The sequence below is a fragment of the Mesorhizobium sp. LjNodule214 genome (assembly GCF_964252735.1).
Taxonomy (GTDB): domain Bacteria; phylum Pseudomonadota; class Alphaproteobacteria; order Rhizobiales; family Rhizobiaceae; genus Mesorhizobium.
The window spans coordinates 229,494-255,671 of record NZ_CAXUPE020000001.1; the positions used below are offsets into that span (position 1 = coordinate 229,494).

General features: G+C 64.6%; 22 protein-coding genes and 1 riboswitch. Of the genes, 11 read left to right on the forward strand and 11 right to left on the reverse strand.

What is annotated here, in order from left to right:
* Window positions 1-133: 133 nt before the first annotated feature.
* Together ACSQ3Z_RS01075 and ACSQ3Z_RS01080 are read right to left on the reverse strand one after the other, a co-directional pair.
* Window positions 134-1,264 carry a patatin-like phospholipase family protein gene (locus ACSQ3Z_RS01075; protein ID WP_436169568.1) on the reverse strand — a complete coding sequence of 377 codons (1,131 nt, stop codon included), beginning with the start codon at window positions 1,262-1,264 and terminating at the stop codon, window positions 134-136.
* A 214-nt stretch (window positions 1,265-1,478) separates the two neighbouring features.
* Window positions 1,479-2,567: a citrate synthase/methylcitrate synthase gene (locus ACSQ3Z_RS01080; protein WP_436169569.1), complete on the reverse strand. Its 1,089-nt coding sequence runs from the start codon at window positions 2,565-2,567 to the stop codon at window positions 1,479-1,481.
* A 94-nt stretch (window positions 2,568-2,661) separates the two neighbouring features.
* Between ACSQ3Z_RS01080 and ACSQ3Z_RS01085 the strand changes: the two genes are divergently transcribed.
* Entirely contained in the window at window positions 2,662-3,804 is a 1,143-nt protein-coding gene (locus ACSQ3Z_RS01085) for a citrate/2-methylcitrate synthase (RefSeq protein ID WP_436169570.1), read from the forward strand.
* An 85-nt stretch (window positions 3,805-3,889) separates the two neighbouring features.
* Here ACSQ3Z_RS01085 and phaR read toward each other — a convergent pair whose 3' ends face one another.
* On the reverse strand, window positions 3,890-4,501 hold the full coding sequence (phaR, locus tag ACSQ3Z_RS01090; RefSeq protein WP_436169571.1) for a polyhydroxyalkanoate synthesis repressor PhaR: 612 nt from the start codon (window positions 4,499-4,501) through the stop codon (window positions 3,890-3,892).
* Window positions 4,502-4,803: 302 nt separating this feature from the next.
* On the opposite strand from phaR, the gene ACSQ3Z_RS01095 reads away from it, so the two are divergent.
* Window positions 4,804-5,982: an acetyl-CoA C-acetyltransferase gene (locus ACSQ3Z_RS01095; RefSeq protein ID WP_436169572.1), complete on the forward strand. Its 1,179-nt coding sequence runs from the start codon at window positions 4,804-4,806 to the stop codon at window positions 5,980-5,982.
* An 85-nt stretch (window positions 5,983-6,067) separates the two neighbouring features.
* Entirely contained in the window at window positions 6,068-6,793 is a 726-nt protein-coding gene (gene phbB / locus ACSQ3Z_RS01100; protein ID WP_436169573.1) for an acetoacetyl-CoA reductase, read from the forward strand.
* 99 nt (window positions 6,794-6,892) lie between these two features.
* On the opposite strand, the gene ACSQ3Z_RS01105 is transcribed toward phbB, so the two are convergent.
* Entirely contained in the window at window positions 6,893-8,143 is a 1,251-nt protein-coding gene (locus ACSQ3Z_RS01105) for an FAD-dependent oxidoreductase (protein ID WP_436169574.1), read from the reverse strand.
* A gap of 84 nt (window positions 8,144-8,227) precedes the next feature.
* Between ACSQ3Z_RS01105 and ACSQ3Z_RS01110 the strand changes: the two genes are divergently transcribed.
* From ACSQ3Z_RS01110 to ACSQ3Z_RS01130, 5 genes are all read left to right on the forward strand, one after another.
* On the forward strand, window positions 8,228-8,812 hold the full coding sequence (locus ACSQ3Z_RS01110; protein ID WP_436169575.1) for a TetR family transcriptional regulator: 585 nt from the start codon (window positions 8,228-8,230) through the stop codon (window positions 8,810-8,812).
* A 690-nt stretch (window positions 8,813-9,502) separates the two neighbouring features.
* Complete coding sequence (locus tag ACSQ3Z_RS01115; RefSeq protein ID WP_436171804.1) at window positions 9,503-12,910, forward strand: helicase-related protein; 3,408 nt, start codon at window positions 9,503-9,505, stop codon at window positions 12,908-12,910.
* 12 nt (window positions 12,911-12,922) lie between these two features.
* Window positions 12,923-13,309 (forward strand): RNA-binding S4 domain-containing protein, encoded by a 387-nt coding sequence (locus tag ACSQ3Z_RS01120; RefSeq protein ID WP_436169576.1) that lies wholly within the window; start codon window positions 12,923-12,925, stop codon window positions 13,307-13,309.
* A gap of 150 nt (window positions 13,310-13,459) precedes the next feature.
* Window positions 13,460-13,798: a ferredoxin FdxA gene (fdxA, locus tag ACSQ3Z_RS01125; RefSeq protein WP_006202440.1), complete on the forward strand. Its 339-nt coding sequence runs from the start codon at window positions 13,460-13,462 to the stop codon at window positions 13,796-13,798.
* A 373-nt stretch (window positions 13,799-14,171) separates the two neighbouring features.
* The gene (locus ACSQ3Z_RS01130; protein ID WP_296745540.1) at window positions 14,172-14,753 is read left to right on the forward strand and encodes a CarD family transcriptional regulator; all 582 of its coding nucleotides are present in this window, start codon (window positions 14,172-14,174) and stop codon (window positions 14,751-14,753) included.
* Between the two features lie 48 nt (window positions 14,754-14,801).
* On the opposite strand, the gene ACSQ3Z_RS01135 is transcribed toward ACSQ3Z_RS01130, so the two are convergent.
* The 3 genes from ACSQ3Z_RS01135 to ACSQ3Z_RS01145 all read right to left on the reverse strand — a co-directional run bounded on the left by ACSQ3Z_RS01135 (window position 14,802) and on the right by ACSQ3Z_RS01145 (window position 17,174).
* Window positions 14,802-15,563: an amino acid ABC transporter ATP-binding protein gene (locus ACSQ3Z_RS01135; protein ID WP_436169577.1), complete on the reverse strand. Its 762-nt coding sequence runs from the start codon at window positions 15,561-15,563 to the stop codon at window positions 14,802-14,804.
* Window positions 15,560-16,240, reverse strand: coding sequence for an amino acid ABC transporter permease (locus tag ACSQ3Z_RS01140; RefSeq protein ID WP_436169578.1), 681 nt, complete (start codon window positions 16,238-16,240; stop codon window positions 15,560-15,562). The genes ACSQ3Z_RS01135 and ACSQ3Z_RS01140 overlap by 4 nt, the downstream gene beginning before the upstream one ends.
* Window positions 16,241-16,400: 160 nt before the next feature.
* On the reverse strand, window positions 16,401-17,174 hold the full coding sequence (locus tag ACSQ3Z_RS01145; protein WP_436169579.1) for an amino acid ABC transporter substrate-binding protein: 774 nt from the start codon (window positions 17,172-17,174) through the stop codon (window positions 16,401-16,403).
* Between the two features lie 327 nt (window positions 17,175-17,501).
* On the opposite strand from ACSQ3Z_RS01145, the gene ACSQ3Z_RS01150 reads away from it, so the two are divergent.
* A complete protein-coding gene (locus ACSQ3Z_RS01150; protein ID WP_006202434.1) occupies window positions 17,502-18,365 on the forward strand; it encodes an RNA polymerase factor sigma-32 in 864 nt (287 codons plus the stop codon).
* A gap of 18 nt (window positions 18,366-18,383) precedes the next feature.
* Here ACSQ3Z_RS01150 and ACSQ3Z_RS01155 read toward each other — a convergent pair whose 3' ends face one another.
* The 4 genes from ACSQ3Z_RS01155 to thiB all read right to left on the reverse strand — a co-directional run bounded on the left by ACSQ3Z_RS01155 (window position 18,384) and on the right by thiB (window position 23,422).
* Complete coding sequence (locus ACSQ3Z_RS01155; protein ID WP_436169580.1) at window positions 18,384-19,853, reverse strand: M48 family metalloprotease; 1,470 nt, start codon at window positions 19,851-19,853, stop codon at window positions 18,384-18,386.
* 154 nt (window positions 19,854-20,007) lie between these two features.
* Window positions 20,008-20,793 (reverse strand): thiamine ABC transporter ATP-binding protein, encoded by a 786-nt coding sequence (gene thiQ / locus ACSQ3Z_RS01160; RefSeq protein ID WP_436169581.1) that lies wholly within the window; start codon window positions 20,791-20,793, stop codon window positions 20,008-20,010.
* The gene (thiP, locus tag ACSQ3Z_RS01165) at window positions 20,790-22,400 is read right to left on the reverse strand and encodes a thiamine/thiamine pyrophosphate ABC transporter permease (protein ID WP_436169582.1); all 1,611 of its coding nucleotides are present in this window, start codon (window positions 22,398-22,400) and stop codon (window positions 20,790-20,792) included. Before thiP ends, thiQ begins: the two co-directional genes overlap by 4 nt.
* 8 nt (window positions 22,401-22,408) lie before the next feature.
* Window positions 22,409-23,422: a thiamine ABC transporter substrate binding subunit gene (gene thiB, locus ACSQ3Z_RS01170; protein WP_436169583.1), complete on the reverse strand. Its 1,014-nt coding sequence runs from the start codon at window positions 23,420-23,422 to the stop codon at window positions 22,409-22,411.
* A gap of 42 nt (window positions 23,423-23,464) precedes the next feature.
* Window positions 23,465-23,579: riboswitch (TPP riboswitch) on the reverse strand.
* 134 nt (window positions 23,580-23,713) lie between these two features.
* Here thiB and ACSQ3Z_RS01175 point away from each other — a divergent pair.
* Both ACSQ3Z_RS01175 and ACSQ3Z_RS01180 read left to right on the forward strand, forming a co-directional pair.
* On the forward strand, window positions 23,714-24,358 hold the full coding sequence (locus ACSQ3Z_RS01175) for a thiamine diphosphokinase (RefSeq protein ID WP_436169584.1): 645 nt from the start codon (window positions 23,714-23,716) through the stop codon (window positions 24,356-24,358).
* Window positions 24,358-26,178, forward strand: coding sequence for an ABC-F family ATP-binding cassette domain-containing protein (locus ACSQ3Z_RS01180; protein ID WP_436171805.1), 1,821 nt, complete (start codon window positions 24,358-24,360; stop codon window positions 26,176-26,178). Before ACSQ3Z_RS01175 ends, ACSQ3Z_RS01180 begins: the two co-directional genes overlap by 1 nt.

The following is a 26,178-nucleotide window of genomic DNA, read 5'->3' on the forward strand; positions in this document are numbered from 1 at the left end:
GTGTAGGTAAGGCTACATCGCACCAGAGGTCGAATCCAGCACTTCCCCAGTTCCCTTGGGGAAGCACCGCGCCGACGGACATCTCGATGTCCGTCTTGCAGCAGGGCAACCACATTGCAGAAGATCGTACGATCTACGCCTGGCGGCCCGCCTGCTCCGGCCTCTTGCGCGCCGCCAAGAATTCCTTGACCCGCCGGCCGGGCGCCGGCCCGCGCACCGGCTTGAAGCCGTCGTCGAGCTCGCCGGAAAGATCGAGCGTCGGTCGCTTGCCGACGGCGTCGTAGTTCTCCTCCAGCCAGTCGCTCGCCGCAGTGCGGCCGAGATCGCGCAGATAGGCGAGAAAGGCCCATTCGGCATTGACCTTGGACGATGCCGACAGGTCCTTGAACGCCTCGTCGGCGTCGATGCGGTGCATGCGGATGTCGCGGTATTCGCCATGCGGCAGGCGGCCGGCGGCGATCAGTTCCTTGACGAAGGCAATCGAGCGGAATTCGTTCAGCAGCCCGGCATTGAAGGTGATCTCGTCGATGCGGTTCTGGATTTCGTTGGCGCTCTTTGGCGTCCCCTCGCGCACCACCGGATTGATCTGCACCAGAAGCACGTCCTCGGTCGCCGCCGTCTTGAAGAACGGGAACAGGGCCGGATTGCCACCATAGCCGCCGTCCCAATAGGGCACGCCCTTGATCTCGACGGCGCGGAACAATTGCGGCAGGCAGGCCGAGGCCATCACCGTATCGAGGTGGATCTCGCCGTCGGAGAAGACGCGCAATTGCCCGGTCTCGACATTGGTCGCCGAGATGAACAGCTCCATCGACTTGCAGGCGTGCACGTTCTTGAAATCGATCTCCTGTTCGACCACGTCGCGCAGCGGGTTGAGCCCGAGCGGATTGGCGACATAGGGCGAAAACACCCGCGACATGGTGTCGAAGAAGAAATAGCCCGGCGTGTTCTCGATCGACCAGTTGCCCCAGGCGACATCCCACGGCATACGCTGCACCGGGCTGAAGCGGCCCTTCGCCGCCACGGCGCGCCAGAAATCGTCGAGCTTCTGTCGCGCACCTTCGACACCGCCACGCACGAAGCCATCAGCCAGCGCCACCGCGTTCATGGCGCCGGCGCTGGTGCCGGAAACTGCCTGAATCTCGAGCCGCCCATCCTCCAGCAGCCGGTCGAGCACGCCCCAGGAAAAGGCGCCGTGCGAGCCGCCGCCCTGGAGCGCAATATTGATCTTCTTTTTTTCCTCCGCCTTGCCGTTCGTCGTCATGGCGTTCCTGTCGGTTTGGATGCTGCGTGCCTTGTCCTGCCCGGGAATCGGAGCAGTTCGGCCGCAACGGACTAATGTTGCAGTGCAGCATATAAGTCCTGACCAAGGCAAGAACACGAACACGGTCGCGTGATCACATGAAATTTCGGTCATGGAGAACAGCCTCTCCGCCTTGACGCGGAGAGGCAGCGTCAATCGAAACAGGTTGGAAGACTCAAGCCACCAGGTCCGGCACCGGGCCGACATAGCGCGACTGCGGCCGGATCAGCCGGCCGGTCGTCTGCTGCTCGCGCGCATGGGCGACCCAGCCAGCGACGCGCCCGGCAGCAAAGACATTGCTGAATGTCTCGGCAGGAAAACCAGCCGCTTCCAGCAGCAGCGCGGTGTAGAACTCGACATTGGTCTGGATCGAGCGCGATGGCTTGGCTTGCCGCAGCACCTCGAGCGCGGTCTGCTCCACCTCCTCTGCAAAGGCCAGCCGGCGGCCAGTTGCGCTCTCGGCGCCGAGTTGCCGCACCACCGCCTTCAGCACGTCGGCGCGTGGGTCGCGCACGCGGTAGATGCGATGGCCAAAGCCCATGATGCGCTCGCCGCGCGCGATCTCCGCGCGCAGCCAGGCGGCAGCATTGCCGCCTGGCTCGATCGCGTCGAGCATCTCGATCACCGGACCGGGCGCGCCGCCATGCAGCGGCCCCTTGAGCGCGCCGAGCCCGGCTAGTATGGCCGAGGTCAGGCCGGCCTGCGTCGAGGCCACGACGCGGGTGGCGAAGGTCGATGCGTTAAGACCATGATCGCAAACGGTGACAAGATAGGTGTCGAGCGCCTTGGCCAGGGCAGCCGATGCGTCGGTGCCGCCCAGCATCCGCAGCATGTCCGCGGCATGGTCCGCCTGCGGGTTCGGCGCGATCGCCGGACTTCCGCGCTTGCCGCGCAGCAAGGCGGGCGTCAGCACCGCCGGCGCCGCGATCAACAGCAAGGCGTCTGTCAACGTATCGCCGTCCGGCAGCAAGGCGATGCCGGCGCGCATACCGCTGTAGACATCGAGCGGCACCAGTGCCGGCAGCATCGGCTGCAAGCGCTCGAACACTTCCGCGCGTGCCCGGCCGATGGCCGGCGCAAGCTCGGCATCGCCGGGGAGATCGTCGAAGAAGCCGTCCAGCAACAGGCGAACCGCTTGCGGATAGCGCCAGCGGCCAGCCAGTTCCGGCAGCGAATGGCCCCTTATGGTGAGGCGGCCGCCAAGACCGTCGACATCGGAGAGCACGGTTTCCGCCGCCACCACGTCATCGAGCCCGTTTGCCATATCTGTCTCCTTGAGAGGTTTACCGACTGGAATTAATGGCGCATGATCAATGCATCAATCTTGATCAATAGAATCAATATAGGCTTGGAGCAACATGTCCGAGTGGCTGACACGTGAGGAAGCTCTGGGGCGGCTCAAGGTGCGACCGCAGACGCTCTATGCCTATGTCAGCCGCGGCCGCATCGGCATGCGGCCGGATCAGGCCGATCCGCGCCGCAGCCAGTATCGCGCCGACGACATCGCAGCACTTGCGACCCGCCGGGCGCGTGGACGAAGCCCGCAGGCGATCGCCGAAAGCGCCATCGCCTGGGGCGAGCCGGCCATTGCCACCTCGATCTCGACCATCGTCCACGGCCGCCTCGTCTATCGCGGCGAGGACGCAGTCACGCTCTCGGCCACCGCCACGCTGGAGCAGACGGCGAGCCTGCTTTGGGCAGCGGATGCTGGCGTGTCGTTTGGCTCGAAGGGGCCTGCCGATGGCGGCGAAGGCGGCCGCGCCGCGGCCTTCACGAGCCTTGCCCGGCTCGCGGCGGAAGGCCGGCCTTCCCTCGGACGCTTGCCGGCCATGCTGTATCAGGATGCGGCCGGCGCCATCGGCGCTCTGGCCGCGGCACTTGGCGCGGTTGCCGGACGCGGCGCCGTGCATGAAGGGCTGGCGCGCGGCTGGTCCGTCGGCGGCGCCGGCGCGGACCTGATCCGCAGGGCGCTGGTGCTGCTAGCCGATCATGAGCTGAACGCATCGACTTTTGCGGCGCGTGTTGCCGCCTCCACCGGAGCGCCGGTCGCCGCCTGCCTGATTGCCGGTCTCGCCACGCTTTCCGGTCCCCGGCATGGCGGCGCCGGCGAGGCGGCCCTTAATCTCGTCGAGGATGCGGAGCGGCTGGGAGCCGATAGCGCGGTCATGCGCTGGCTTGGCCATGACAGGCCGCTGCCAGGCTTCGGCCATCCGCTTTACCCCGAGGGCGATCCCAGGGCAGACGCCCTGCTGGCCGATATCGAGGTCGACGGCGGCCTTGCGCATCTGCGGGATGCCGTTCTCGCGGCGACCGGCGCGCGCCCGAACATCGACTTTGCGCTGGCCGCGCTGACCCGCAATTTGCGCCTGCCGCCAGACGGGCCGTTTCGCCTGTTCGCGCTCGGCCGCAGCATCGGCTGGACCGCGCATGCCGTCGAACAGGTGACCAGCAACGGATTGATCAGGCCCCGCGCCCGCTATGACGGGCCCATGAAACTCTAGATCGGCTCGGCGAATGACGGCAGCCCTGTGGGCTGCCGTTGCATCAGAAGTTTGCGGCGCCCGCTGGACCGGCGCCGTCCGGCGCTCACGACATGGTGTCGAGCTTGCGCTGCATGGCAGCGATCTGTTCCTTCAGCTCCTGAAGGTCGTCCGGCTTCTCCGGCGCTTCCTTCTTGACCGGCTCGGCCGGGGCAGGAGCAGGCCCGTTCGAACCGGCCGATGGGAATGGCGTGAACAGGCGCATCGCGTTCTGGAACATCTCCATGTTGCGGCGCGTCTGCTCCTCCAGCGCCTTGATCGGCGTGGCCATCTTCATCACGTCGATCGGCGACTTGCCGAAAGCGCCCTTCATCTGCTCGCGGAACCGTTCCTGTTCCTTGGAGAAGGCGATCATCGATTGTTCGAGGAAGCTCGGCACGATCATCTGCATCTGGTCGCCGTAGAAGGCGATCAGCTGGCGCAGGAACGGGATCGGCAGCATGTTCTGCCCGTCCTTGTTCTCCAGCTCGAAGATGATCTGTGTCAGCACCGGATGCGTGATGTCGTCGCCGGTCTTGGCGTCCTGGACGGTGAACTCCTCGCCCTTCTTGACCATGTCGGCCAGGTCCTCGAGCGTCACATAGGTGCTGGTGCCGGTGTTGTAGAGCCGGCGATTGGCATATTTCTTGATGATGATCGGATCGTCTTTCGCGGCCATCAGTATCCTCCCCGGACACCGGCGCATGTGAGTAAGCAGCCGGTAACGATTGCGCCCTTGCGAGGATATGCGCAAAAGCGTCACAATTCCAAGTGGTTTGTGCAGTGCGGCATCATTTAATGCTGCATGGCGGGCAAAAAATGCTGCGCAGCGAAAGCCGTGGCCGTTGCACTGACTGCCGGCAGCCTGCTTGCCGCGCATAGCTGGCATGCCTATTTCCGGTTTGACTTGGGTCATGGAACGGGCAAGAAAAGTCTCTAACGATACCCAAAAACACGCCACCTCGAAGTCTGGAGAAGAAAATGTCCAATGCCATCGTTGTCGCCGGCGCGGCACGCACGTCTGTTGGCTCCTTCAACGGCGCCTTCGCCGCCACTCCGGCGCACGAACTCGGCGCCGTCGTAATCCGGGAGTTGCTGTCGCGTACCGGTGTCGAACCGGGCGAGGTCGACGAGGTCATCCTCGGTCAGGTGCTGACCGCCGCGCAAGGCCAGAACCCTGCCCGTCAGGCCTCGATCAACGCCGGCCTGCCCAAGGAGACCACCGCCTGGGGCCTCAATCAGGTTTGCGGCTCGGGCCTGCGCGCCATCGCGCTCGGCATGCAGCAGATCGCCGCCGGCGACGCCAAGGTGATCGTCGCCGGTGGACAGGAATCGATGTCGCTCTCGGCGCATGCCCAGCATCTGCGCGCCGGCGTCAAGATGGGCGACTACAAGATGATCGACACCATGATCAAGGACGGGCTGTGGGACGCCTTCAATGGCTACCACATGGGCAACACCGCCGAAAACGTCGCTCGCCAGTTCCAGATCACCCGCGACGACCAGGACCAGTTCGCACTGGCCTCACAGAACAAGGCCGAGGCCGCGCAGAAGGCCGGCAAGTTCAGGGACGAGATCGTCGCCTTCACCATCAAGGGCAAGAAGGGCGACACCATCGTCGACCAGGACGAGTATATCCGCCACGGCGCCACCATCGACGCCATGACCAAGCTGAAGCCGGCGTTCGACAAGGACGGCACCGTGACCGCCGCCAACGCCTCCGGCATCAATGACGGCGCTGCCGGCGCGCTGTTGATGAGTGAAGCCGAAGCTGTCAGGCGCGGCATCACGCCATTGGCGCGCATCGTGTCCTGGGCCACTGCCGGCGTCGATCCGCAGATCATGGGCACCGGCCCCATTCCCGCTTCGCGCAAGGCGCTGGCCAAGGCCGGCTGGTCGGTCGGCGATCTCGACCTGGTCGAGGCCAATGAGGCCTTCGCCGCGCAGGCCTGCGCCGTCAACAAGGACATGGGCTGGGATCCCTCGATCGTCAACGTCAATGGCGGCGCCATCGCCATCGGCCATCCGATCGGCGCTTCCGGTGCCCGCATCTTCAACACGCTGGTTTTCGAAATGCGCCGCCGCGGTGCGAAGAAGGGCCTCGCTACGCTCTGCATCGGCGGCGGCATGGGCGTCGCCATGTGCATCGAAGCGCTGTAGCGACAGACTATCCGGGCGGCGCGAGCCGCCCGTTCCATTCTGCATGAAACGCCCGAAAACAGGGCGGTACCGAAAGGGGAAACGCATGAGCAAGGTTGCAATCGTCACGGGCGGGTCGCGCGGCATCGGCGCGGCGGTATCGGTCGCGTTGAAGAACGCCGGCTATTCGGTTGCCGCGAACTACGCCGGCAATGACGAGGCGGCGACGAAGTTCACCGCCGAGACCGGCATCAAGACCTACAAATGGTCGGTCGCCGACTATGACGCCTGCGCCGCCGGCATCAAGCAGGTCGAGGCCGATCTCGGTCCGATTTCCGTGTTGGTCAACAATGCCGGCATCACCCGCGACGGCATGTTCCACAAGATGACGCGCGAGCAGTGGAAGGAAGTCATCGACACCAACCTTTCCGGTGTCTTCAACATGACGCACCCTCTGTGGGGCGGCATGCGCGACCGCAAGTTCGGCCGTGTCATCACCATCTCCTCGATCAACGGCCAGAAGGGCCAAGCCGGTCAGGTCAACTATTCCGCCGCCAAGGCCGGCGACATCGGCTTCTCGAAGGCGCTTGCCCAGGAAGGCGCCCGCGCCGGCATCACCGTCAACATCATCTGCCCGGGCTACATCGCCACCGAGATGGTCAAGGCGATCGACGAGAAGGTGCTCAACGAACGCATCATCCCGCAAATCCCGGTCGGCCGCCTCGGCGAACCGGAAGAGATCGCGCGCTGCGTCGTCTTCCTCGCGTCCGATGAAGCCGGCTTCATCACCGGCTCGACCATATCCGCCAATGGCGGACAGTATTTCGCCTGAGGTTTCGAGTCCCCCGGCGGCAACTGATGTACCGGCCCAACGGCCGGTACAGACATACGATCCCACGATCGAGGCTCGTTGCCCTAACAATCGCAGCCGTCAGGCGGCAAGCTTCAGCGCTGGTTTGGCTGCAGGCTTGGCAGGGGAGATTGAACCCGGCCCACGCGAAGGTGCCGGCAGCCGGGCCAGCGGCGCGCGGCTGAGGCCTGACAGTTTCACGGCCATGCGACGCTTCAGCAATGGATTGAGGTTCGTCAGCGAGAGCAGCAGATTGCGGACGAACCGCTTCACCGGATTGCGGGTAAGCGCCATCTCGGTCATCTTGCCTGCCAGTTCAAGCACCTCCTGCGCCGCCGGACGGCGCAACGTTTCGTAGAGGTCGAGCTCGGCTTCCGACCGCACGCCGTTCACCACATCGCCAAGCAGTTCGCCAAGCACGACCGCGTCGATGATGCCGGTGTTCATGCCTTGCCCACCCGCGGGGCTGTGGACATGCGGGGCATCGCCCATGAGGAACAACCGCTCCTTGCGATACGACCGGACCAGGCGGTGATGCACGCGAAAGCGCGAGCTCCACGCCAGGCCGAGCACGCGAGCTCGTTGGCCGGTCGGCCCACGGCGGTCGAGCAGCGCCTGGATGTCGGCAACCGCAGGCTTTTCCGGCGCGTCATCCATTGTTGCAACGATGCGGTACGATCCGTCCGGAAGCGGCGCCACCACTACCAGCCCGGTCGGCGCAAAAAACAGCGACACTTCCTTCGGCCCAACCGGCCAGTCGAGGCGGACGTCGGCGAGCACGAACGACCCGTCATAGGCTGCGCCGTCGAACTCGATGCCGGCCGCGCCGCGCACCAGGCTGTTCATGCCATCGGCGCCGACGACGTAGCGCGCCGATATGAGCTTCTCGCGGCCGTTCTCGACCACCGTCACGCGGGCGCCGCTAATATCCTGAACAACCGCCTTGGCCTCGACTTCGCGATGAATGACGCCGCCCAGGGCTGCGATCCGCTCGGCCAACACCTGCTCGGTCAGGTTCTGGGGCAGCATCAACAGATAGGGATGCCTTGATGGAAGCTTGCCGAAATCGACATCGAGCAGCGCCCGGTTGCGGTCGCGGATGACGAAATTTTGCAGCTTCAGGGCAAGTTCGCCCAGCCGCCCGGTGACACCGAGAGGCTCCAGCGCTTCCAGCGTCTGCGCATGGATGACGCCGGCGCGCGAGGTCTGCAGGCCCTGCGCCAGCCTGTCGATCAGCACATGATCGACACCGGCCTGGTGCAGCATGATGGACAGCGCCATGCCGGTCGGGCCGGCACCAATGATCAGGACTTCCGTTGTATCGGGCAACATTTTTTTCTCTCCATTTATCAACAGATGTTGACTTTCTAATTGACGCCATTGCATTTGTCAACAGGTGTTGGCATATGAATTTTCATGACCCAGAATCAGGCGAAGACAATCAGCAAATCGGACCGCACGCGGGCCCATATCCTCGAGGCGGCGCGGCTACTGTTCGCCGAGCATGGTTATGACGGGGCTTCGATCCGCGATGTCGCGGCGCATGCCTCGATCGATCCGGCCATGGTGATCCGCTATTTCCGCAGCAAGGACGAACTGTTCGCCAGGGCGGCGGTCGTCGACCTGCATCTGCCGGAGCTGCGGGTGATTGACCGAGCCGCCATCGGCGAAACACTGATCAGGCGCTTTCTCGAAATCTGGGAAAGTCCGGCCAGCGGTCCTGGCATGACAATTCTGCTGCGTTCGGCGATGTCCAACGACTTTGCTGCCGAAAAGCTGCGCGAGGTGTTTGCCAGTCAGGTGAGGCCAGTGGTTGCGGCGGTCGGTGACCCCGCCGATGCGGGTCGACGGGCCGGTCTCGTCTCGAGCCAGTTGCTGGGTTTGGCGATGTGCCGATACCTGCTGCGGCTTCCTCCGGTCGTCGCCCTGTCGCACGATGAAATCATCCGGAACGTCGGCTCTGCCTTGCAGCGCTATGTGACGGAAGAGGACCTGGCCTGAAGCAGCCGTTTGGCATTGCTGTCCGAGCCTGGTTGTGGTGCTATGATCGGGCCGACCGATGCACCCAACACCGATCTGTGCCGGAGCGGCACGCAAAGGTTAACGGCAGTTGCCAAGTCTGTGCGAAACCCACGCCACAAGCTGTGACTTCTCGGTGGATAACCTGTTCACAACACAACATATTGGGGTGAACAAACCAAGAAAACCTGAGCATCGCTGATTCGTCGCCGATTCGTTCCGGCTTTGGCCGAAACATTAACGATGAGGGCCGAAAACATCGATCAAATCATTAAGGCCGCGTTAGGAAAAGTCAATAATTTCATAATGTTGGCTGAGGCCGATCGGGGTGCGGCGATCGTTCCCCGGCGAAGGTTAACAGCATTGTTCTCCTTGCATAAATCGGGCCAGTTTAGCGATTCAGCATGTGGTGAGACTCGCCGTCAAAAAATCCACATATAGCCGTGAACAAAACCTGAATCAGTGAGAGTCAGTGATTCGTCGCCGATTCGTTCCAGACTCGTTCCAACTCTTAATCGAGACCGGATTTTGCACGAGCCGGACGGCTCTTTGCCCCGCTTGCGGAACATTCCGCTTTCGCTTCGCGCCTGAAATCCTTATGTGTCGGCTGTCACACGCGCCACCACTGGCGTGCTCCCCGGCAACGAGCGGCAGAAGCGTATTTCCGAGCCGATGAATATCCAGCCGAAACACTCCCAGCCGCTGATCCTTTCGGGCCGCGACGTGACGGCCGTGCTCGGCCCGACCAACACCGGCAAGACCCATCTCGCCATCGAACGCATGGTGGCGCATGAAAGCGGCGTCATCGGCCTGCCGCTCAGGCTGCTGGCGCGCGAAGTCTACACGCGCGTCTGCGAGAAGGTCGGCGCCCACAAGGTGGCGCTCATCACCGGCGAGGAGAAAATCCAGCCGGTGGGCGCCAAATATTCGGTCTGCACAGTCGAGGCCATGCCGCGCGAGACCGACGCCGCCTTCGTCGCCATCGACGAGGTCCAGCTCGCCGGCGATCTCGAGCGCGGCCACATCTTCACCGACCGCATCCTGCATCTGCGCGGCCGCCAGGAAACGCTGCTCTTGGGTGCAGCCACCATGCACGGCATCCTGCAACGCCTCTTGAAGGGCGTTTCGGTGGTGACGCGGCCGCGGCTGTCGCATCTGGCCTATGCCGGCTCGAAGAAGCTGACCCGCCTGCCCCGGCGCACGGCGATCGTCGCTTTCTCGGCGGACGAGGTCTATGCCATCGCCGAACTGATCCGCCGCCAGCAGGGCGGTGCCGCCGTCGTGCTCGGCGCGCTCTCGCCGCGCACCCGCAACGCCCAGGTGGCGCTGTTCCAGTCCGGAGATGTCGATTACCTCGTTGCCACCGACGCCATCGGCATGGGCCTCAATCTCGACCTCGACCATGTCGCCTTCGCCCAGAACCGCAAATTCGACGGCTACCAATTTCGCGACCTCACGTCCGCCGAGCTCGGCCAGATCGCCGGCCGCGCCGGCCGCCATTTGCGCGACGGCACGTTCGGCGTCACCGGCCAGGTCGATCCGCTCGATGAGGACCTGGTCAAGAAGATCGAAAGCCACGATTTCGACCCGGTGAAGGTGCTGCAATGGCGCACTGCCAATTTCGATTTCGCCAGCCTTGATGCGCTGAAGCGCTCGATCGAGACCAACGCACCGGTCGAGGGCCTGACGCGGGCGCTGCCGGCGGTCGACGCGCAGGCGCTCGAGCACCTGTCGCGCGACGTGGATATCCGGGCTCTGGCCACAGACGCCAAGCGGGTGGCGCTGCTGTGGGAAGCCTGCGCGCTCCCCGACTACAGGAAGATCGCGCCGGCCCAGCATTCCGACCTCATCGCCTCGATCTACATGGACCTCGCCCGGCATGGCCATGTCGACGAAAACTACATGGCCGAGCAGGTGCGGCGTGCCGACACGACAGACGGCGACATCGACACGCTGTCGCACCGGATCGCCCAGATCCGCACCTGGACTTTCGTTTCCAATCGGCCCGGCTGGCTGGCCGATCAGGCACACTGGCAGGAAAAGACGCGCGAAATCGAAGACAGATTGTCGGATGCGCTGCATGAGCGGTTGACGAAACGCTTTGTAGACCGCAGGACTTCCGTCCTCATGCGGCGCCTTAGAGAAAATACCATGCCTGAAGCCGAAATTAGCCCTACCGGAACCGTCCTTGTCGAAGGCCATCATGTCGGCGAGTTGCAAGGGTTCCGCTTCACCGCCGACCAGAGCGCCGGCGGCGAGGATGCCAAAGCCGTGCGCACGGCGGCACAAAAGGCGCTTGCCACCGAATTCGAGGCGCGCGCCGAACGTTTCGGCGCCTGCGCCAATGGCGACATCGCACTCGGCTCCGACGGCACGCTGCGCTGGATCGGCGCGCCGGTCGGCACGCTGGTCGCCGGCGACGAGCCGCTGAAGCCGCGCCTTGTGCTTCTGGCCGACGAGCAACTCACCGGTCCCGCCCGCGACAAGGTCGCGGCGCGCGCCGAGCGTTTCGTCAACTTCCAGGTCGAATCCCTGCTGAAGCCGCTGGTCGACTTGAAGAACGCCGACCAGATCACCGGCATCGGCCGCGGCATCGCCTTCCAGCTGGTCGAGAATTTCGGCCTCATCAACCGCCGCGACATCGCCGAAGAGATGAAGTCGCTCGATCAGGAAGGCCGCGCCGCGTTGCGCCGGTTGGGCGTGCGCTTCGGCGCCTACCATGTCTTCGTGCCGGCGCTGGTCAAGCCGGCGCCTGCCGGACTGGTGACATTGCTTTGGGCGCTGAAGAATGACGGCAAGGACAAACCGGGCTTCGGCGACGTGGTTCACGCCCTGGCCTCCGGCCGCACCTCGGTGGTCATCGATCCCGTCTTCGACAAGTCCTTCTACAAGCTCGCCGGCTACCGCAATCTCGGCCGACGCGCGGTCCGCGTCGACATCCTCGAGCGGCTGGCCGATCTGATCCGTCCCGCGACCAACTGGAAGCCGGGCCTCGGACAGCGCCCCGACGGCGCCTATGACGGCCACGCCTTCATGGTGACGCCGCCGATGATGTCGATCCTCGGCGCCACTGCTGACGACATGGAAGAGATCCTGAAAGGCCTCGGCTACCGCGCCGAACCGAAGCCTGCCGCCGAGGTCAAGGCGCGGCTCGAAGCGCAGGACGATGCCGCGCGCGAGGCAGCTGCCGCAAAGCTGGTGGCGGAAGAAGCTGCGCGCGCCGAGCAGGCCGTGACGGCGGAAGCCACGACTGAAGTCGCAGTCGAGGCGCCGGTGGAGGGTTCTGAGCCTGATGCCGCTGTTGAGGCCTCAGCCGAAGCACTTGCCGAGCCCGTCGCCAAGGCAGTAGCGGAGCCTGTCGCGGAAGAGCAGACGGTAGCTGCGGCTGAAGTCGCGGACGAGACCGCGCCCGTAGCGGAAGCCGCAGCGGAAATACCGGCCGAACCTGCGTCGGTCGCCGAACCAGAATCCGAACCCGAGGTCGCCGAGGTTGAAGCCGCGACAGTCGAGGCGACCGAAGCTGCAACGCCCGCTCAGGAAGCGCTGCCGGCCGAGCCAGCCACGGTGGCGGAGGCCGCTGCCGGCGAGCCCGCTCCGGAAGCCGAGCAGCCAAAACCCATCCTGTTGTGGCGGCAGGGCCGTTTCGAGCAGCGCCCACGCCATCGCCATCACGACAACCGCCGCGACAATCGCCCGCGCAACGGCCAGGCCGCGCAGGGCCGAAGCGATGCCCCGGCGGATGCCGGCGGCGGACAGCCGGTGACCGCACCAGGCGAGCGGCCGGCCTACCAAGGCCGACGCGACCAGCGCGACGGCGCCGGCAAGCCGCGCTTCGATCGCTCAAAGTTCAAACCCAAGCCCCAGGGCGAAGGCGGCCGCGAAGCCAAACCGCAGGGCGAGCGTCCCGATCGCCGCGACAGCCGACCCGACTGGAAGGGCGGCAGGCCGGACGGCAAGGGCGGTGCACAAGGCGGCAAGCCTGCATTCCAGGCAAAACCGCGAGAGGAACGTCCGGTGCGTTTCGATCCGGACTCGCCCTTCGCCAAGCTCGCCGCTCTGCGCGACCAGTTGAAGAAGTAAGTCAAAGGTCCGATGGTTGCCGAAGGCCGCCAGAGAATAGACAAATGGCTGTTCTTTTCCCGCGCGGTGAAATCGCGCTCGCTGGCGGCGAAGCTGGTGGTCGCCGGACGCGTGCGCATCAATCGCGACAAAGCAGCGCAGGCCTCGGATCTGGTCAAGCCTGGCGATGTCCTGACCATCACGCTGGAGCGGCGCATCTTCGTCTGGAAGGTACTCGAAACGGGGGTCCGGCGCGGCCCGGCTGAAGAAGCGCGCCTGCTTTACGAGGACATGTCGCCACCGCCGGCACCGAAGGGCGAGGCCGTTCCGGATGCGATTCCGGCGCTGCGCGACGCCGGCAGCGGCCGGCCGACCAAGAAGGAACGACGCCAAACCGACCGGCTCATCGGCGAGGATTGAAGGCACGAGCAACTTTCGCCAGTGTCGCGCTCTGGAATTCCATTCCGGAGACGCCGACATCCTTGGGAATAGCCGCCCTTGCCAGCGGCAGGCAAAGGCGCTACCTCACCAAAAAAGCCCGACAAAAACGGGACGTCCCGGAGCCGACCGATGACCTACGTCGTGACCGACAATTGCATAAAATGCAAATACATGGACTGCATCGAGGTCTGTCCGGTCGACTGTTTCTACGAAGGCGAGAACATGCTCGTCATCCACCCCGACGAGTGCATCGACTGCGGCGTCTGCGAACCGGAGTGCCCGGCTGACGCGATCAAGCCCGATACGGAACCCGGCCTTGAAAAATGGCTGCAGGTCAACACCGAATACGCCGAGAAATGGCCCAACATCACCGCCAAGAAAGAGCCGCCGGCAGACGCCAAGACCTTCGATGGTGAGGCCGGCAAGTTCGAGAAATATTTCTCCGCCGAGCCCGGCGAAGGCGACTGACGGTCGTGCCGGTTCGGCCGGCATGACGCAGCGTAACGGGCATGAGACACGAACCGTCTTGACAGGCGGCGATGGCCGGTTGCCTTCGCTAATGCAGCAAAACCTTGATTCTTCCGACTTTTTGTGCTACATCAGCCAAACATGCCGGTGACACAACATCGATTTATGGCGCAAACGCCCCAAATCACTGAAAGGTGAACTTCTCAATCTGGACCAGAGCGATCTGGGGCAGGCGGTCGCGATATTGCGGTTTGCCGGTCCCGGCTTTTCCGGATGGGTTCGTCTGTTGTGCGGCTAACGGTCGGCCACCCCGATCGCGCGAAGTTTCAGCCGGCGCCGCCATGCCGGCGCTACAACAAGGAGTTCAGGGCGTATGGCAACGATCACCCCGCAGAAGAAGTCCACCGCAGCGCGTCACGGTTTCAAGACCGGCGAGTTCATCGTCTATCCGGCGCATGGCGTCGGCCAGATCGTGTCGATCGACGAGCAGGAAGTGGCAGGCCACAAGCTGGAACTCTTCGTTATCGACTTCCAGAAGGACAAGATGCGCCTGAAGGTGCCGGTCGCCAAGGCGACCTCGATCGGCATGCGCAAGCTGTCGGAAGAGGACTATGTCGACCGCGCGCTGAAGGTGGTGCAGGGCCGCGCCCGCATCAAGCGCACCATGTGGTCGCGCCGCGCCCAGGAATATGATGCGAAGATCAACTCGGGCGACCTGATCTCCATCTCGGAAGTGGTGCGCGACCTCTACCGCGCCGACAACCAGCCGGAGCAGTCCTATTCGGAGCGCCAGCTTTACGAGGCGGCACTCGACCGCATGGCGCGCGAGATCGCCGCCGTCAACCGCATGTCGGAGACCGAAGCGGTGCGCCTCATCGAGGTCAACCTCAACAAGGGTCCGAAGCGCGGCGCCAAGGCCGACAACGAGGAAGCCGAGCAGGAAGAAGCTGCCTGAGCTTTTCGCTCTTTGAATTCAGGAAAACCCGGCCTCGCGCCGGGTTTTTTATTGGGACTCGCCCGCCTCCTGCTTCAGCGTGGCGATGAAGCGCCTGGTGCGCTGATGCTCCGGGGTGCTGAACACCACGGAAGCCGGGCCTTTCTCGACGACGACACCGGCGTCGAGAAAGACCACTTCCTGCGCGATCTTGGAGGCGAGCCTGAGATCATGCGTCGCCATCACCATGGTCGTGCCTTCACTGGCGAGTTGGCCAAGCACGTCGACCACTTCCTGCGCCAGTTCCGGGTCGAGCGCCGATGTCGGCTCGTCGCAAAGCAGCACCTTTGGTGACGGCGCGAGCGCCCGCGCGATCGCCACGCGCTGCTGCTGGCCACCCGACAGCGTCGCCGGCCAGGCATCGGCCTTGTGCGCCATGCCGACCTTCTCGAGCAGAGCCATCGCCCGTTCTCGCGCCCTCTCAACCGGCCATTTCAGTACCGTCACCAGCCCTTCCATGACGTTCTCGATCGCGCTGCGGTGTGGGAACAGCTGGAAGTTCTGGAACACCATGCCGGTCTGCAGCCGCAGGCGCCGGATGTCCCTTGTGGCGACCTTGATGCCAGGCCGGAATTCGAGCGTCTCGTCGCCGATGCGCACCGTGCCGGAGGTCGGGATCTCCAGCAGGTTGATGCAGCGCAGCAGCGTGCTCTTGCCGCCGCCGGAGGGGCCGACAAGGGCGGTGACGCTGCCTTCCTCGATGGCGACGGTGACGCCCTTCAGCACAAGATTGTCGCCGAAGCGCTTCTCGATATTGGTGAGGCCGATCATGCCCGCGCCTCCAGGAAGCCGCCATAGCGATTGAGCCTGGCCTCCAGCCGCGTCTGCAGCGCCGACAGCACCGAGCTCAGCGCCAGATAGAGCGCCGCCGCCTCGACATAGAGGATCAGCGGCTCATAGCTGGTGGCGACGATGCGCTGCGCCGCCTGGAACATTTCCGGCACCGTGATGGCAGCGGCCAGCGAGGTGTCCTTGACCAATGAGATGAAGGTGTTGGACAGCGGCGGCACCGCGACGCGTCCGGCTTGCGGAAGGATCGTGCGGCGCATTGCCTGGCTCCAGCTCATGCCGATCGAATAGGCTGCCTCCCACTGCCCCTTCGGCACTGAACCGATGGCGGCGCGGATGATCTCCGACGTGTAGGCGCCGATGTTGAGCGTGAAGCCGATCAACGCGGCGGGAAAGGCGTCGAGCAATATGCCGACCGACGGCAGGCCGTAGAAGATCAGGAACAACTGCACCAGCAGCGGTGTCCCGCGAAAAATCCAGACATAGAAGCGGGCCACGGCAACCAACGGTTTCGGGCCAAACAGCCTGATCAGCGCCGTGGCCAGTCCGGCCGCGAGGCCGAAGGCAAACGACAGCAGCGTCAGCGGCACGGTGAAGATCAGCGCCGCCCACAACAGCGTCGGCAAGGAGTCCAGCATCAGTTGCAGCCAGTGCGGCACAGAAGGCCTCCTTGCCAGATCATCCGCGGTGCATCAGCCGGCATCCGTCGAGGCGCGGACACAGGACCGGATATCACGCGAAAACCGGCGAGCCGTCAAAGACGGGTCGCCGCAATATATGGAAAGCGGGCCGGTATCGGCCCGCCCGAGAAAAATGCGTTTACTGCGAGACGTCCTGGCCGAAATAGGTGTCGGCGATCTTCTTGTAGGTGCCGTCGGCCTTGATGTCGGCCAGCGCCTTGTTGATGGCGGCGACCAGTTCCGGATCGCCCTTGCGCACGATGACACCGGAGTAATCGGCGTTCTCTTCCTGCGCAGCGATCTTCACTTTGGCGTCGGGCTTGTGCTTCTTGAAGTCGAGGAAGGACAGGCTGTCGTTGATGGTGGCGTCGGCACGACCAGTGAGCAGCAGCTGGATCGACTGGTCGAAGCCGTCCGTGCCGACGAGCTCGGCGCCGTTGGTCTCGGCGAGCTTGCCGAAATTGGACGTCAGCGACTGTGCCGACTTCTTGCCCTTGAGATCGGCGAAACTCTTGATGTCGGTGTTGTCGCCGCGAACGATCAGCACCGCCTTGGAGGCGATATAGGGATCGGAGAAGTCGTACTTCGCCTTGCGCGCATCGGTGATGCCGACCTCGTTGATGACGGCGTCATAGCGGTTGGCGTCGAGGCCGGCGATCAGCCCGTCCCACTTGCCTTCGAGGAATTCGACTTTCACGCCGAGCTTGTCGGCGATCGCCTTGGCGATCTCGACGTCGAAGCCGACCAGCGCGCCTGAAGCGTCATGATAGGTGAAGGGCGCATAGGTGCCTTCCGTGCCGACCTTGATGACGCCAGCCTGCTTGATCTGGTCGAGGTTGGCGCCGGCGTGGCCTGACGTAACCGCCAGAACCTGCAGCGTTCCGGCAACGATGAGCGAAGTGAGCCATTTCATTTTTCTGTGATCCCGTCTTGGCCGGTGGTCGGCGCTTTGTGAAGGGCCGGAAACTGGCAGATGCAGCTCGGCAAAATAAGGAATTGGATTTCAAAGATAGGTCATTTCCGAAATCCCATTCTCAAAATCCGCACCGACGAACGCGGCGCCAACCTTCGGCGCTCCCGCAGCGCTCCGCTCCGTTCAACCGCAGGACGATCGCGCCGGGGAACATTCCTCGGCGTGGCGAGTTTTGCTGTTGTAGGGCGCAGCGCCGACATTTCAACCGAAGCGCCGACAAGATCGCGGGGGCGAGCCCGCCGGCAAGACCCGGAACAGGAGCGCGGCATGATCGAAGATACGGCAGGACGAACCATGGTCCGCGCGGCGATGAAGGCTCCCTATCTCGAGCGCGAGGAGGAGCATCTTCTGGCCTTGCGCTGGAAAGAGGACAACGACCAGCAGGCGCTGCACCGGATCACCGTCGCGCATATGCGGCTGGTCATTTCCATGGCCTCGCGGTTTCGCCATTACGGCCTGCCGCTCGGCGACCTGATCCAGGAGGGCCATGTCGGCCTGCTGGAAGCCGCGGCGCGTTTCGAGCCGGACCGCGAGGTGCGGTTTTCGACGTATGCGACCTGGTGGATCCGCGCTTCGATGCAGGACTACATCCTGCGCAACTGGTCGATCGTGCGCGGCGGCACCAGCTCGGCGCAAAAGGCCCTGTTCTTCAACCTGCGGCGCCTGCGCGCCCGGCTGGCGAACGGTGCCGAGCCAATCTCCAACGCCTCGCTCTACCGCGAAGTTTCCGTCGCGCTCGGCGTCTCCGAGGCCGACGTGGCAATGATGGATTCCCGCCTTTCGGCTCCCGACTCTTCGCTCAACGCGCCGCTTGCCGACGATGCCGGCACGGCCGAGCGCATGGATTTCCTGATCTCGGACGATCCCTTGCCGGACGAAATCGTCGGCGACACGATCGACATCGAACGCCGCTCGCTTTGGCTGAAGGCAGCGCTCGGCGCGCTCAATGCCCGCGAACTCAGGATCATCGAGCAGCGCCGCCTGACCGACGAGGGCGCGACACTCGAATCGCTCGGCGAAGCGCTCGGCATTTCCAAGGAGCGCGTCCGCCAGATCGAGGCTCGCGCCATGGAAAAGCTCAAGGTCGCGCTGGTGGAACAGAACCCGGAATTCATGGCGACAGCCGCCTGAACCTTGCCGTCCTGAACCTTATCTATCTGTGACGATCTTGACCTTGTCGCCGGTCGAAACGGCGGCGCCCGGCGACATCGCGTTGAGCACCCTAAACAGGTCGAGCTTGCGGTCGACGCCGACCATCTGCGCGGCGAGCGAACCCATGGTCTGCCCCGCCTGCACGGTGACGACGCGGATATGCAGCGGCTTCAGCGCCGCCTTTTCGGCCGCGCTGAGGATGCGGAACGAGCCGCTGACCGAGCGCGCCACCGGCTCCAGCGTGGTGCTGGCCGAGGGTGCCGCCGTCAGCAGCCGGTAGACCTGGCCGCCGGCGCGGATCACCGCGATGTCGAATTGCCAGCCGTCGGCGCCGGCATGCGCTGTCGCCGCCTCGTTGCCGTTGATGGTTTCCTGCTTCACGCTCGCATCGTCGAGGCCGGCCACCCAGCCGCTGCGGATATAGTCGGTCAGCGGCCGGTTCTTGTCGATCGCAACGCCATCGAAGCGGATCGCCATGTCGCCCGGGCCGGTCGCCGTCACCGCAACCGCCGAATTGTCGATGACGAAGCCATCGGGCACGGTAAACGACACGCCGAGGCCAGGATGCAGGAAGGTCTGGCCGCGCACATAGCCTTCTTCCGGCGTGTCGCCGTAGAGCAGACCGTCTATGCCGGCGAGGAAAGCATCGCGGTCGCGCGTGCCCACGCCCGGCGGGCCGAACTGACGGGCATGCCGCTGTGCCAGGTCGATGCGCTGCGGCGTATTGGGGTGCGTCGCCAGGAAGTCGAGGCTGGCATCGGTGGCGCCGCTGATCGAGCGGAAATCGGTATAGGCCGACATCGACTGCAGGAAGCGGCCGGCGGCGTAAGGATCATAACCCGCCTCGCCGACCGACTTGATGCCGATGGCATCTGCTTCGAGCTCCTGGTTGCGCGAGAACTGCGCAAGCCTGAGCTTGCCGCGGATGAGTGCGGCCTTGGCGGTCGGGCTGTCGCCGAGCACATCGGAGACGACCTTGGTCGCCAGCCCCTCTTCGGCCTCCAGCTGCTGCCGCTGCAGGCCGTGGTTGGCGGTGACATGGCCCATCTCATGCGCGATGACGGCGGCAAGCTCGGCCGAATCATTGGCCAGCGCCAGCAGGCCGCGCGTGACGTAGAGATAGCCACCAGGCAGCGCGAAGGCGTTGACGTTGGGCGAATTGAGGATGGTGATGCGGTAGGTCTGGGTCGGATTTGCCGACACCACCGTCAGGCTGCCGACGACCTTGGCCACCATGCGCTCGAGCTTGGGATCGGAATATTCGCCGCCATAGGTGGCAAGGATGCGCGGATGCTGCGCCTTCGCCATCTCGGCGAGCTTGCTGTTGGCGACGACATTGTCGACGGTGACGGGCCTGTCGGACGGCTGGAAACCGGATTCCTGCACATCCGGCGGCGTGAACATCTGGCAGCTTGCCAGCGCCACGGCCAAGCTGGCCAGCGCAAGGAATCGCGCCAGCGGCTTCATCAACACTCTGTCCTTGCCGGTCGGCAGATCGGCGTCCCTTCTGTTCTTTGCGGCAAATCACGGCCAATGCCGGACCAGTATGGCCGGACCTAGCCACACTCCTCCGGTCAAGGCAAGCAAACGCCGCATCGTCCAAATCCGGTTTGGCCGTAAATTATGTCCGCTTCCGGGCAATATCTTGTGATCCGGCGTTGACCGGACCCGAGCCGATATAGCGCCGGAAGGCTTCCGGTCCAGAGCCGTCGAAGAAATCGGCCGCCGTCCCCGCCTCGGCGACCGTGCCATTGTCCAGAAACACCATGTTCTGGCCGATGCGGCGCGCATCTTCGGGCTGGTGGGTGACGAACAGAACCGTCATCTTCCGCTCGGCATGGACACTGGCCAAAAGATCCAGCATGTCGTCGCGCAAGGCCGGTCCGAGCGAGGCGAATGGCTCGTCGAGCAGAAGCACCGGCCGGTCGCGCACCAGCACGCGGGCAAGTGCGACGCGCTGCCGCTCGCCACCGGAGAGTTCGCGCGGCAGCCGGCTTTCCTTGCCGGCTAGGCCGACGCGCCGCAGCGCCTCGGCAATCGCCTCGCGGTCGGCGCCGGTCAGGCTGAGCGACGGCGAACGGCCGAGCCCGACATTGCGCTCCACCGAGAGATGGGCAAACAGATTGTTTTCCTGGAACACCATCGACACCGGCCGGGCCGAAGGCGGAGCGGCGCTGACATCCGCCTCGCCGATCAGCACGCGGCCCGACCCTGGCGCCTCGAAACCGGCCACCAGATTGAGCAGCGTCGATTTTCCAGAGCCGCTTGGCCCCATGATGGCGGTGATCCTGGAAGCGGCAAACTCGACATCGAAGAGAAACGACGCCTCGCCATAGCTGAACGAGACCTTGTCCAGCCGCACTGCTGCCCCCCGTTTCACGTCGGCGCCATCATGGGTGGGCGTCATGCTCGTTCTCCCCGCCCCAGCCGGTCCGCGACAAGCACGAGCGCCAGGCAAACCAAGCCGAGCAGCAAGGCCAGGCCGGCGGCATCCGCCGTCCGGTAACTGCCCATGCGCGCCAACAAAAGATAAGGCAAGGTCTGCACCGAATCGCTGCCGAACAGCGCGATCACGCCGAGATCGCCGAGCGACAGCGCCATGGCGAAGGCAAAGGCAGTGGCCAGCGGCCGCCTGAGCGATGGCCAGTCGACCAGAATGAGCCGGCTCCAGCCCGAGATGCCAAGTTGCGCGCAAAGCCGTTCATGGCGTTCGCTTGCCGCATCATAGGCGGGACGCACGGCACGGATGGCGAAGGGCATCGCCATCACCGCGTTGACGGCAACGACCATGACAGGGGCGACGGCAAAGACGTCGCTGACCGTACGCAACAAAAGGAACCAGCCGGCACCGACGACGATGGGCGGCACGACCAGCACGAAGCCGGCGCCGGTATCAGTGGCATGTTCGAGCAGCGTCCGAGGGCCGGCGCCCCGCATCAGCGCGAGTGCCCGCCGCGCCATGATGAGCGACAGCGACAGCGCCACCGCCAGCAGTGCCGACAGCAAGGCAAGCGCGACGCTGGTCAGCGTCGCCTGTCGCACGGCAGCCTCGCCCGCCAGCCGGCCGAGATCGGCGCCGAGCCCGGCTGCCAGCGTCGCTGCCATCGGTCCGGCGACGAACAGCAGTGCCAGGCAGATCAAGGTGACGTTCAACGCGGTCTCGGCCGTGCCGGCGGAAAGATACCGTCGCGGCGCCACCGGCAAATTGGCATCGCCAACCGTGTTGGCGCCGAGCCGCATCAAGGCCAGCACGACGACGAAGGTCAGAGCGATCTGCAGAAATGTTAGCGTTACGGCCCGCGCGGGATCGAAATCGAACCGCAGCGCCTGGTAGATGGCAACCTCCAGCGTCGTGGCGGCCGGGCCGCCGCCCAACGTCAGCACGATGGTGAAGGAGGTGATGCAGAGCATGAAGACGAGCCCGGCAATGCCCGGCAACGCCGCGCGTAGCGCCGGCCATTCGATCAGGCGGAAGGCCGGTTTTGCGCCCATGCCGAGCTGGCTCGCCAGGCGCCATTGGTTGGCCGGGATCGTCCCCAGCGCTTCGAGGAACAGCCTTGTGGCCAAAGGCAGGTTGAAGAAGACATGGGCCATGAGAATGCCTGACAGCCCGTAGATACCCGGCCAGCCCTGGTCGCCGAGCAAGCCGGCGAAATAACCGGCATTGCCATAGAGCGCTAGGATGCCGAGCGCCGCGACGATGGCCGGCAGCGCCAACGGCAGGGCGAAAAGCTGCAGGATCAAGCCGCGGCCGAAAAAGCGCGGGTGCCGCGACAGGGCGCGCGCCACGAACAGCGCCGGCATGACGGAAAGCAGCGTCGACAAAAGCGCCTGCCAGAGTGTGAAGCGGGCGACACGCAGGAGGTACGGGTCGAAGGCCGACGCAGCACCGGAAAGGTCGCGTGCGCCTTCGAGGATGAGCCCGGCAGACGCGCCGCCGATCAGCAGTGCAATGGCGGCAAGCGCGACGATGCCGGCGGTGACACGGGAATCGGTCGAACGCGCCGGCGCCATCCCGACCCCTACTTGCTCATCACCGCCAGCCATTCGTCGACCCAGGCCTTGCGGTTGGCCGCGACTTCTTCCGGGCTGAACAGCAAGGTCTTGGTCGGCTTGACCAGCTTGTCGAAGGCCGGGTTGAGCGTCTTGTCGGTCTTGCCGGCCGGGAACATCCAGTTGGTTTCCGGAATAATATTCTGGAACTTCGGCCCGGTCATGAAGGCCATGAACTTTTCCGCCAGCGGGTTCTTGGCGCCGGTCGTGGTGATGCCAGCAACCTCGATCTGCAGATACTCGCCTTCCTCGAAGGCGGCCGCCTGGTAGCGCTCGGTGTTTTCGGCGACCATGTGGTAGGCCGGCGACGTCGTGTAGGACAGCACCATCGGCGCTTCGCCCTTGGTGAACAGGCCGTACGCCTCGCTCCAGCCGGGCGTCACTGTCAGTACTTTCGACTTGAGCTTGGCCCAGGCCTCCGGCGCCTTGTCGCCATAGACCGACTTGACCCAGAGCAGCAGGCCGAGGCCCGGTGTCGAGGTGCGCGGATCCTGGATGACGATCTTGTCGGTTGCATCGCCCTCGACCAGTTCCTTCAGGCTCTTCGGCGGCACTTTCAACTTTTCGGTGTCGTAGACGACAGCGAAGTAGCCATAGTCGAACGGCACGAAGGTGTCGTCGCTCCAGCCGCCCGGCACGTTGACGTCGGACACCGCGCCATGCGGCGCAAACAGGCCGGTAGCCTTGGCTTCGGCGGTCAGATTGGTGTCGAGGCCGAGCACGATGTCGGCCTTGGTCGAGGCCCCTTCGAGCTTGACGCGGTTGAGCAGCGCCACGCCGTCGGCGACCGAGACGAAGTCGAGGGTGCAGCCGCATTCGACTTCGAATTCCTTCTTCACCACCGGGCCCGGACCCCACTCGGCGGTGAAACTCTCATAGGTGTAGACGGTGAGTTTTTCCTGGGCCGATGCCGGCCCGGACACGGCAAAAACGGATGCCGCGAGGACTGTTGCTGAGACAAGCGAGTGTAAAAGCGTGCGCATCGGCGCCTCCTTCGTTCGTGTGAAAGGAATTGAGGCGCCGGGTTGTCCGAAACGTCTAATCCCTCCGCCGGTACAAACCGGATCAGGTTCAGCGGGTTGGCGAGACTGCCTCTCAGCCGGTCCGCGAAGATCGCGTCCGGCACCCCGTTAGAGCGTTTCGACACATAGGCCCGGCCGATCAGCCGCGCAAGCGGAACTTTGCCGGGCATCCAATGCATGTTGCCCAAAGACGCGACGCACTTAAGGCGCGGCCTTCCGTTTCGCAGGCAGGGCTGGTAAGGGCCACGAGATATGAGCACATTCACCATCCTGCTTGGCGGCGATCTCATCCGCACGCCGCTGCTCGACCGCCAGATCGAGGGCACGCGCGTCATCGCCGCCGACGCCGGCATCGGCCATGCCCGGATGCTGGGGGTGATGCCCGAACTCTGGGTCGGCGATTTCGATTCCGTTCCCGCGGATTTGCCCGCCGATCTGGCCGCCGTGCCGCGCCACGTGTTTCCGCCCGAGAAAGACCAGACCGACGGCGAACTGGCGATATCAGCCGCACTCGAACGCGGCGCCACCAGCCTGGTTCTCGCCGGCGCCTTTGGCGGCAAGCGTGCCGACCACGCCTTCCTGCACCTGGCCCTCGCGGTGCGCCTGGCCGAAGGCGGAATGGATGTGCTTTTGACCAGCGGCGCGCAGGAAGGCACTCCGCTTTTGCCGGGAAAAGCCGGTTTCGACTATGCCGACGGCACGCTGTTTTCGGTGCTTGGTTTCTCCGATCTTGCCGGCCTCAGCGTCACCGGCGCCAAATGGCCGCTCGACCATGTCGAGGTTGCGTTCGGCTCGTCGTTGACCATTTCCAACGAGGTCAAGGGCCGGCTCGAAATCGCCTTGGGCAGCGGCCGCGCGCTGCTGCTTGCCCACCCATACCCCTTGCCCGAAAGCTGATCATGGCCCCGCTTCTCAATCTCGACGGGGTCAAGCTCACCTTCGGCGGCACGCCGCTGCTTGACGGCGCCGAACTCAGCGCCTCGGCCGGCGACAAGATCGCTCTGGTCGGCCGCAATGGCTCCGGCAAGTCGACGCTGCTGAAGATCGCCGCCGGGCTGATCGAGCCGCAGGACGGCGAAGTGTTCCGCCAGCCCTCGGCGACCGTGCGCTATCTGCCGCAAATGCCTGACATGGACGATTTCGCCAACGTTCGCGCCTATGTCGAGGCGGGACTGGGACCTGCCGACGATCCCTACCGCGCCACCTATCTGATGGAACACCTCGGCCTCACCGGCGAGGAGAAGCCGAATGATCTCTCCGGCGGCGAGGCAAGGCGCGCAGCACTCGCCCGCGTCATGGCGCCCGAGCCCGACATCTTGCTGCTTGATGAGCCGACCAACCATCTCGATTTGTCGGTGATTGAGTGGCTGGAAGAGGAGCTTGCCCGCACCTCGTCGGCACTGATCCTCATCTCGCATGACCGCCGTTTTCTCGAGCGCGTCTCGCGCGCCACAGTCTGGCTCGACCGCGGCCAAACCCGGCGGCTGGACAAGGGCTTTGGCCATTTCGAGGAATGGCGCGACCAGGTTCTGGAAGAGGAAGAGCGCGAGCAGCACAAACTCGGCCGCCAGATCGTGCGCGAGGAGCACTGGCTGCGCTACGGCGTGACGGCGCGGCGCAAGCGCAACATGCGCCGGCTTGGTGAACTGCAGACCATGCGCCAGCGCTTTCGCGGCCATCGCGGCGCCGAAGGCACGGCGACACTGGTGGCCAGCGACGCCGCCGAATCCGGCAAGCTGGTGATCGAGGCCAGGAACATCGAAAAGAGTTTTGGCAACCTCACCGTGGTCAAGGGCTTTTCGACCCGCATCCAGCGCGGCGATCGCGTCGGCCTGGTCGGGCCGAACGGCGCCGGCAAGACGACGCTTCTGAAGATGCTGACCGGCGAACTGACGCCGGATGCCGGCTCGGTGCGGCTCGGCGTCAATCTGGAGATCGCCACGCTCGACCAGAAGCGCGAGGCCGTCGACCCAGCCGAGACGCTGGCGCATTACCTCACCGACGGGCGCGGCGAGAACCTCGTCGTCAATGGCGAGCAGCGCCACGTCGTCTCCTATATGAAGGACTTCCTGTTCAAGCCGGAGCAGGCGCGCACGCCGGTGCGCGAGCTTTCCGGCGGCGAACGGGCGCGCCTGCTGCTGGCCCGCGTGCTGGCCAGGCCGGCAAATCTTCTGGTGCTCGACGAGCCGACCAACGATCTCGACATGGAGACGCTGGAGTTGCTGCAGGAACTGGTCGCCGGTTTTGCCGGCACTGTCATCCTGGTCAGCCACGATCGCGATTTCCTCGACCGCACCGTGACCAGCGTGATTGCGCCTGACGGCGGTGGCCGCTGGATCGAATATGCCGGCGGCTATTCCGACATGCTGGCACAGCGCGGCGGCACCAGGCTGGAAGACCGCAAGGCAAGGCCGAAGGCGGAGGCTGGCGAGGCGGTTGCGACCAGCAGGCCCGAGTCTTCTGCTCCGAAGGCCCCGGCGAAGAAACTGTCGTTCAAGCAGAAATTCGCCCTGGAATCCTTGCCCAAGAAAATCGAGGCGATCGCCGCTTCGATTTCCAGGCTGGAGAACAACATCGCCGATCCCGCCTACTACGAGCGCGACCCGGCCTCGTTTCAGAAGACCATTGCCGCCCTCGACAAGGAACGCGCCACGCTGGCCGCGCTCGAAGAGGAATGGCTGGAGTTGGAGATGCTGCGCGAGGAGATGGAAGGATAG

Excerpts from the sequence above, each read along its gene's own strand:
- ACSQ3Z_RS01075 (WP_436169568.1), bottom strand. The coding sequence starts at position 1,264 with ATGACGACGAACGGCAAGGCGGAGGAAAAAAAGAAGATCAATATTGCG.
- ACSQ3Z_RS01080 (WP_436169569.1), bottom strand. The coding sequence starts at position 2,567 with ATGGCAAACGGGCTCGATGACGTGGTGGCGGCGGAAACCGTGCTCTCC.
- ACSQ3Z_RS01085 (WP_436169570.1), top strand. The coding sequence starts at position 2,662 with ATGTCCGAGTGGCTGACACGTGAGGAAGCTCTGGGGCGGCTCAAGGTG.
- phaR (WP_436169571.1), bottom strand. The coding sequence starts at position 4,501 with ATGGCCGCGAAAGACGATCCGATCATCATCAAGAAATATGCCAATCGC.
- ACSQ3Z_RS01095 (WP_436169572.1), top strand. The coding sequence starts at position 4,804 with ATGTCCAATGCCATCGTTGTCGCCGGCGCGGCACGCACGTCTGTTGGC.
- phbB (WP_436169573.1), top strand. The coding sequence starts at position 6,068 with ATGAGCAAGGTTGCAATCGTCACGGGCGGGTCGCGCGGCATCGGCGCG.
- ACSQ3Z_RS01105 (WP_436169574.1), bottom strand. The coding sequence starts at position 8,143 with ATGTTGCCCGATACAACGGAAGTCCTGATCATTGGTGCCGGCCCGACC.
- ACSQ3Z_RS01110 (WP_436169575.1), top strand. The coding sequence starts at position 8,228 with ATGACCCAGAATCAGGCGAAGACAATCAGCAAATCGGACCGCACGCGG.
- ACSQ3Z_RS01115 (WP_436171804.1), top strand. The coding sequence starts at position 9,503 with ATGAATATCCAGCCGAAACACTCCCAGCCGCTGATCCTTTCGGGCCGC.
- ACSQ3Z_RS01120 (WP_436169576.1), top strand. The coding sequence starts at position 12,923 with ATGGTTGCCGAAGGCCGCCAGAGAATAGACAAATGGCTGTTCTTTTCC.
- fdxA (WP_006202440.1), top strand. The coding sequence starts at position 13,460 with ATGACCTACGTCGTGACCGACAATTGCATAAAATGCAAATACATGGAC.
- ACSQ3Z_RS01130 (WP_296745540.1), top strand. The coding sequence starts at position 14,172 with ATGGCAACGATCACCCCGCAGAAGAAGTCCACCGCAGCGCGTCACGGT.
- ACSQ3Z_RS01135 (WP_436169577.1), bottom strand. The coding sequence starts at position 15,563 with ATGATCGGCCTCACCAATATCGAGAAGCGCTTCGGCGACAATCTTGTG.
- ACSQ3Z_RS01145 (WP_436169579.1), bottom strand. The coding sequence starts at position 17,174 with ATGAAATGGCTCACTTCGCTCATCGTTGCCGGAACGCTGCAGGTTCTG.
- ACSQ3Z_RS01150 (WP_006202434.1), top strand. The coding sequence starts at position 17,502 with ATGATCGAAGATACGGCAGGACGAACCATGGTCCGCGCGGCGATGAAG.
- ACSQ3Z_RS01155 (WP_436169580.1), bottom strand. The coding sequence starts at position 19,853 with ATGAAGCCGCTGGCGCGATTCCTTGCGCTGGCCAGCTTGGCCGTGGCG.
- thiQ (WP_436169581.1), bottom strand. The coding sequence starts at position 20,793 with ATGACGCCCACCCATGATGGCGCCGACGTGAAACGGGGGGCAGCAGTG.
- thiP (WP_436169582.1), bottom strand. The coding sequence starts at position 22,400 with ATGGCGCCGGCGCGTTCGACCGATTCCCGTGTCACCGCCGGCATCGTC.
- thiB (WP_436169583.1), bottom strand. The coding sequence starts at position 23,422 with ATGCGCACGCTTTTACACTCGCTTGTCTCAGCAACAGTCCTCGCGGCA.
- ACSQ3Z_RS01175 (WP_436169584.1), top strand. The coding sequence starts at position 23,714 with ATGAGCACATTCACCATCCTGCTTGGCGGCGATCTCATCCGCACGCCG.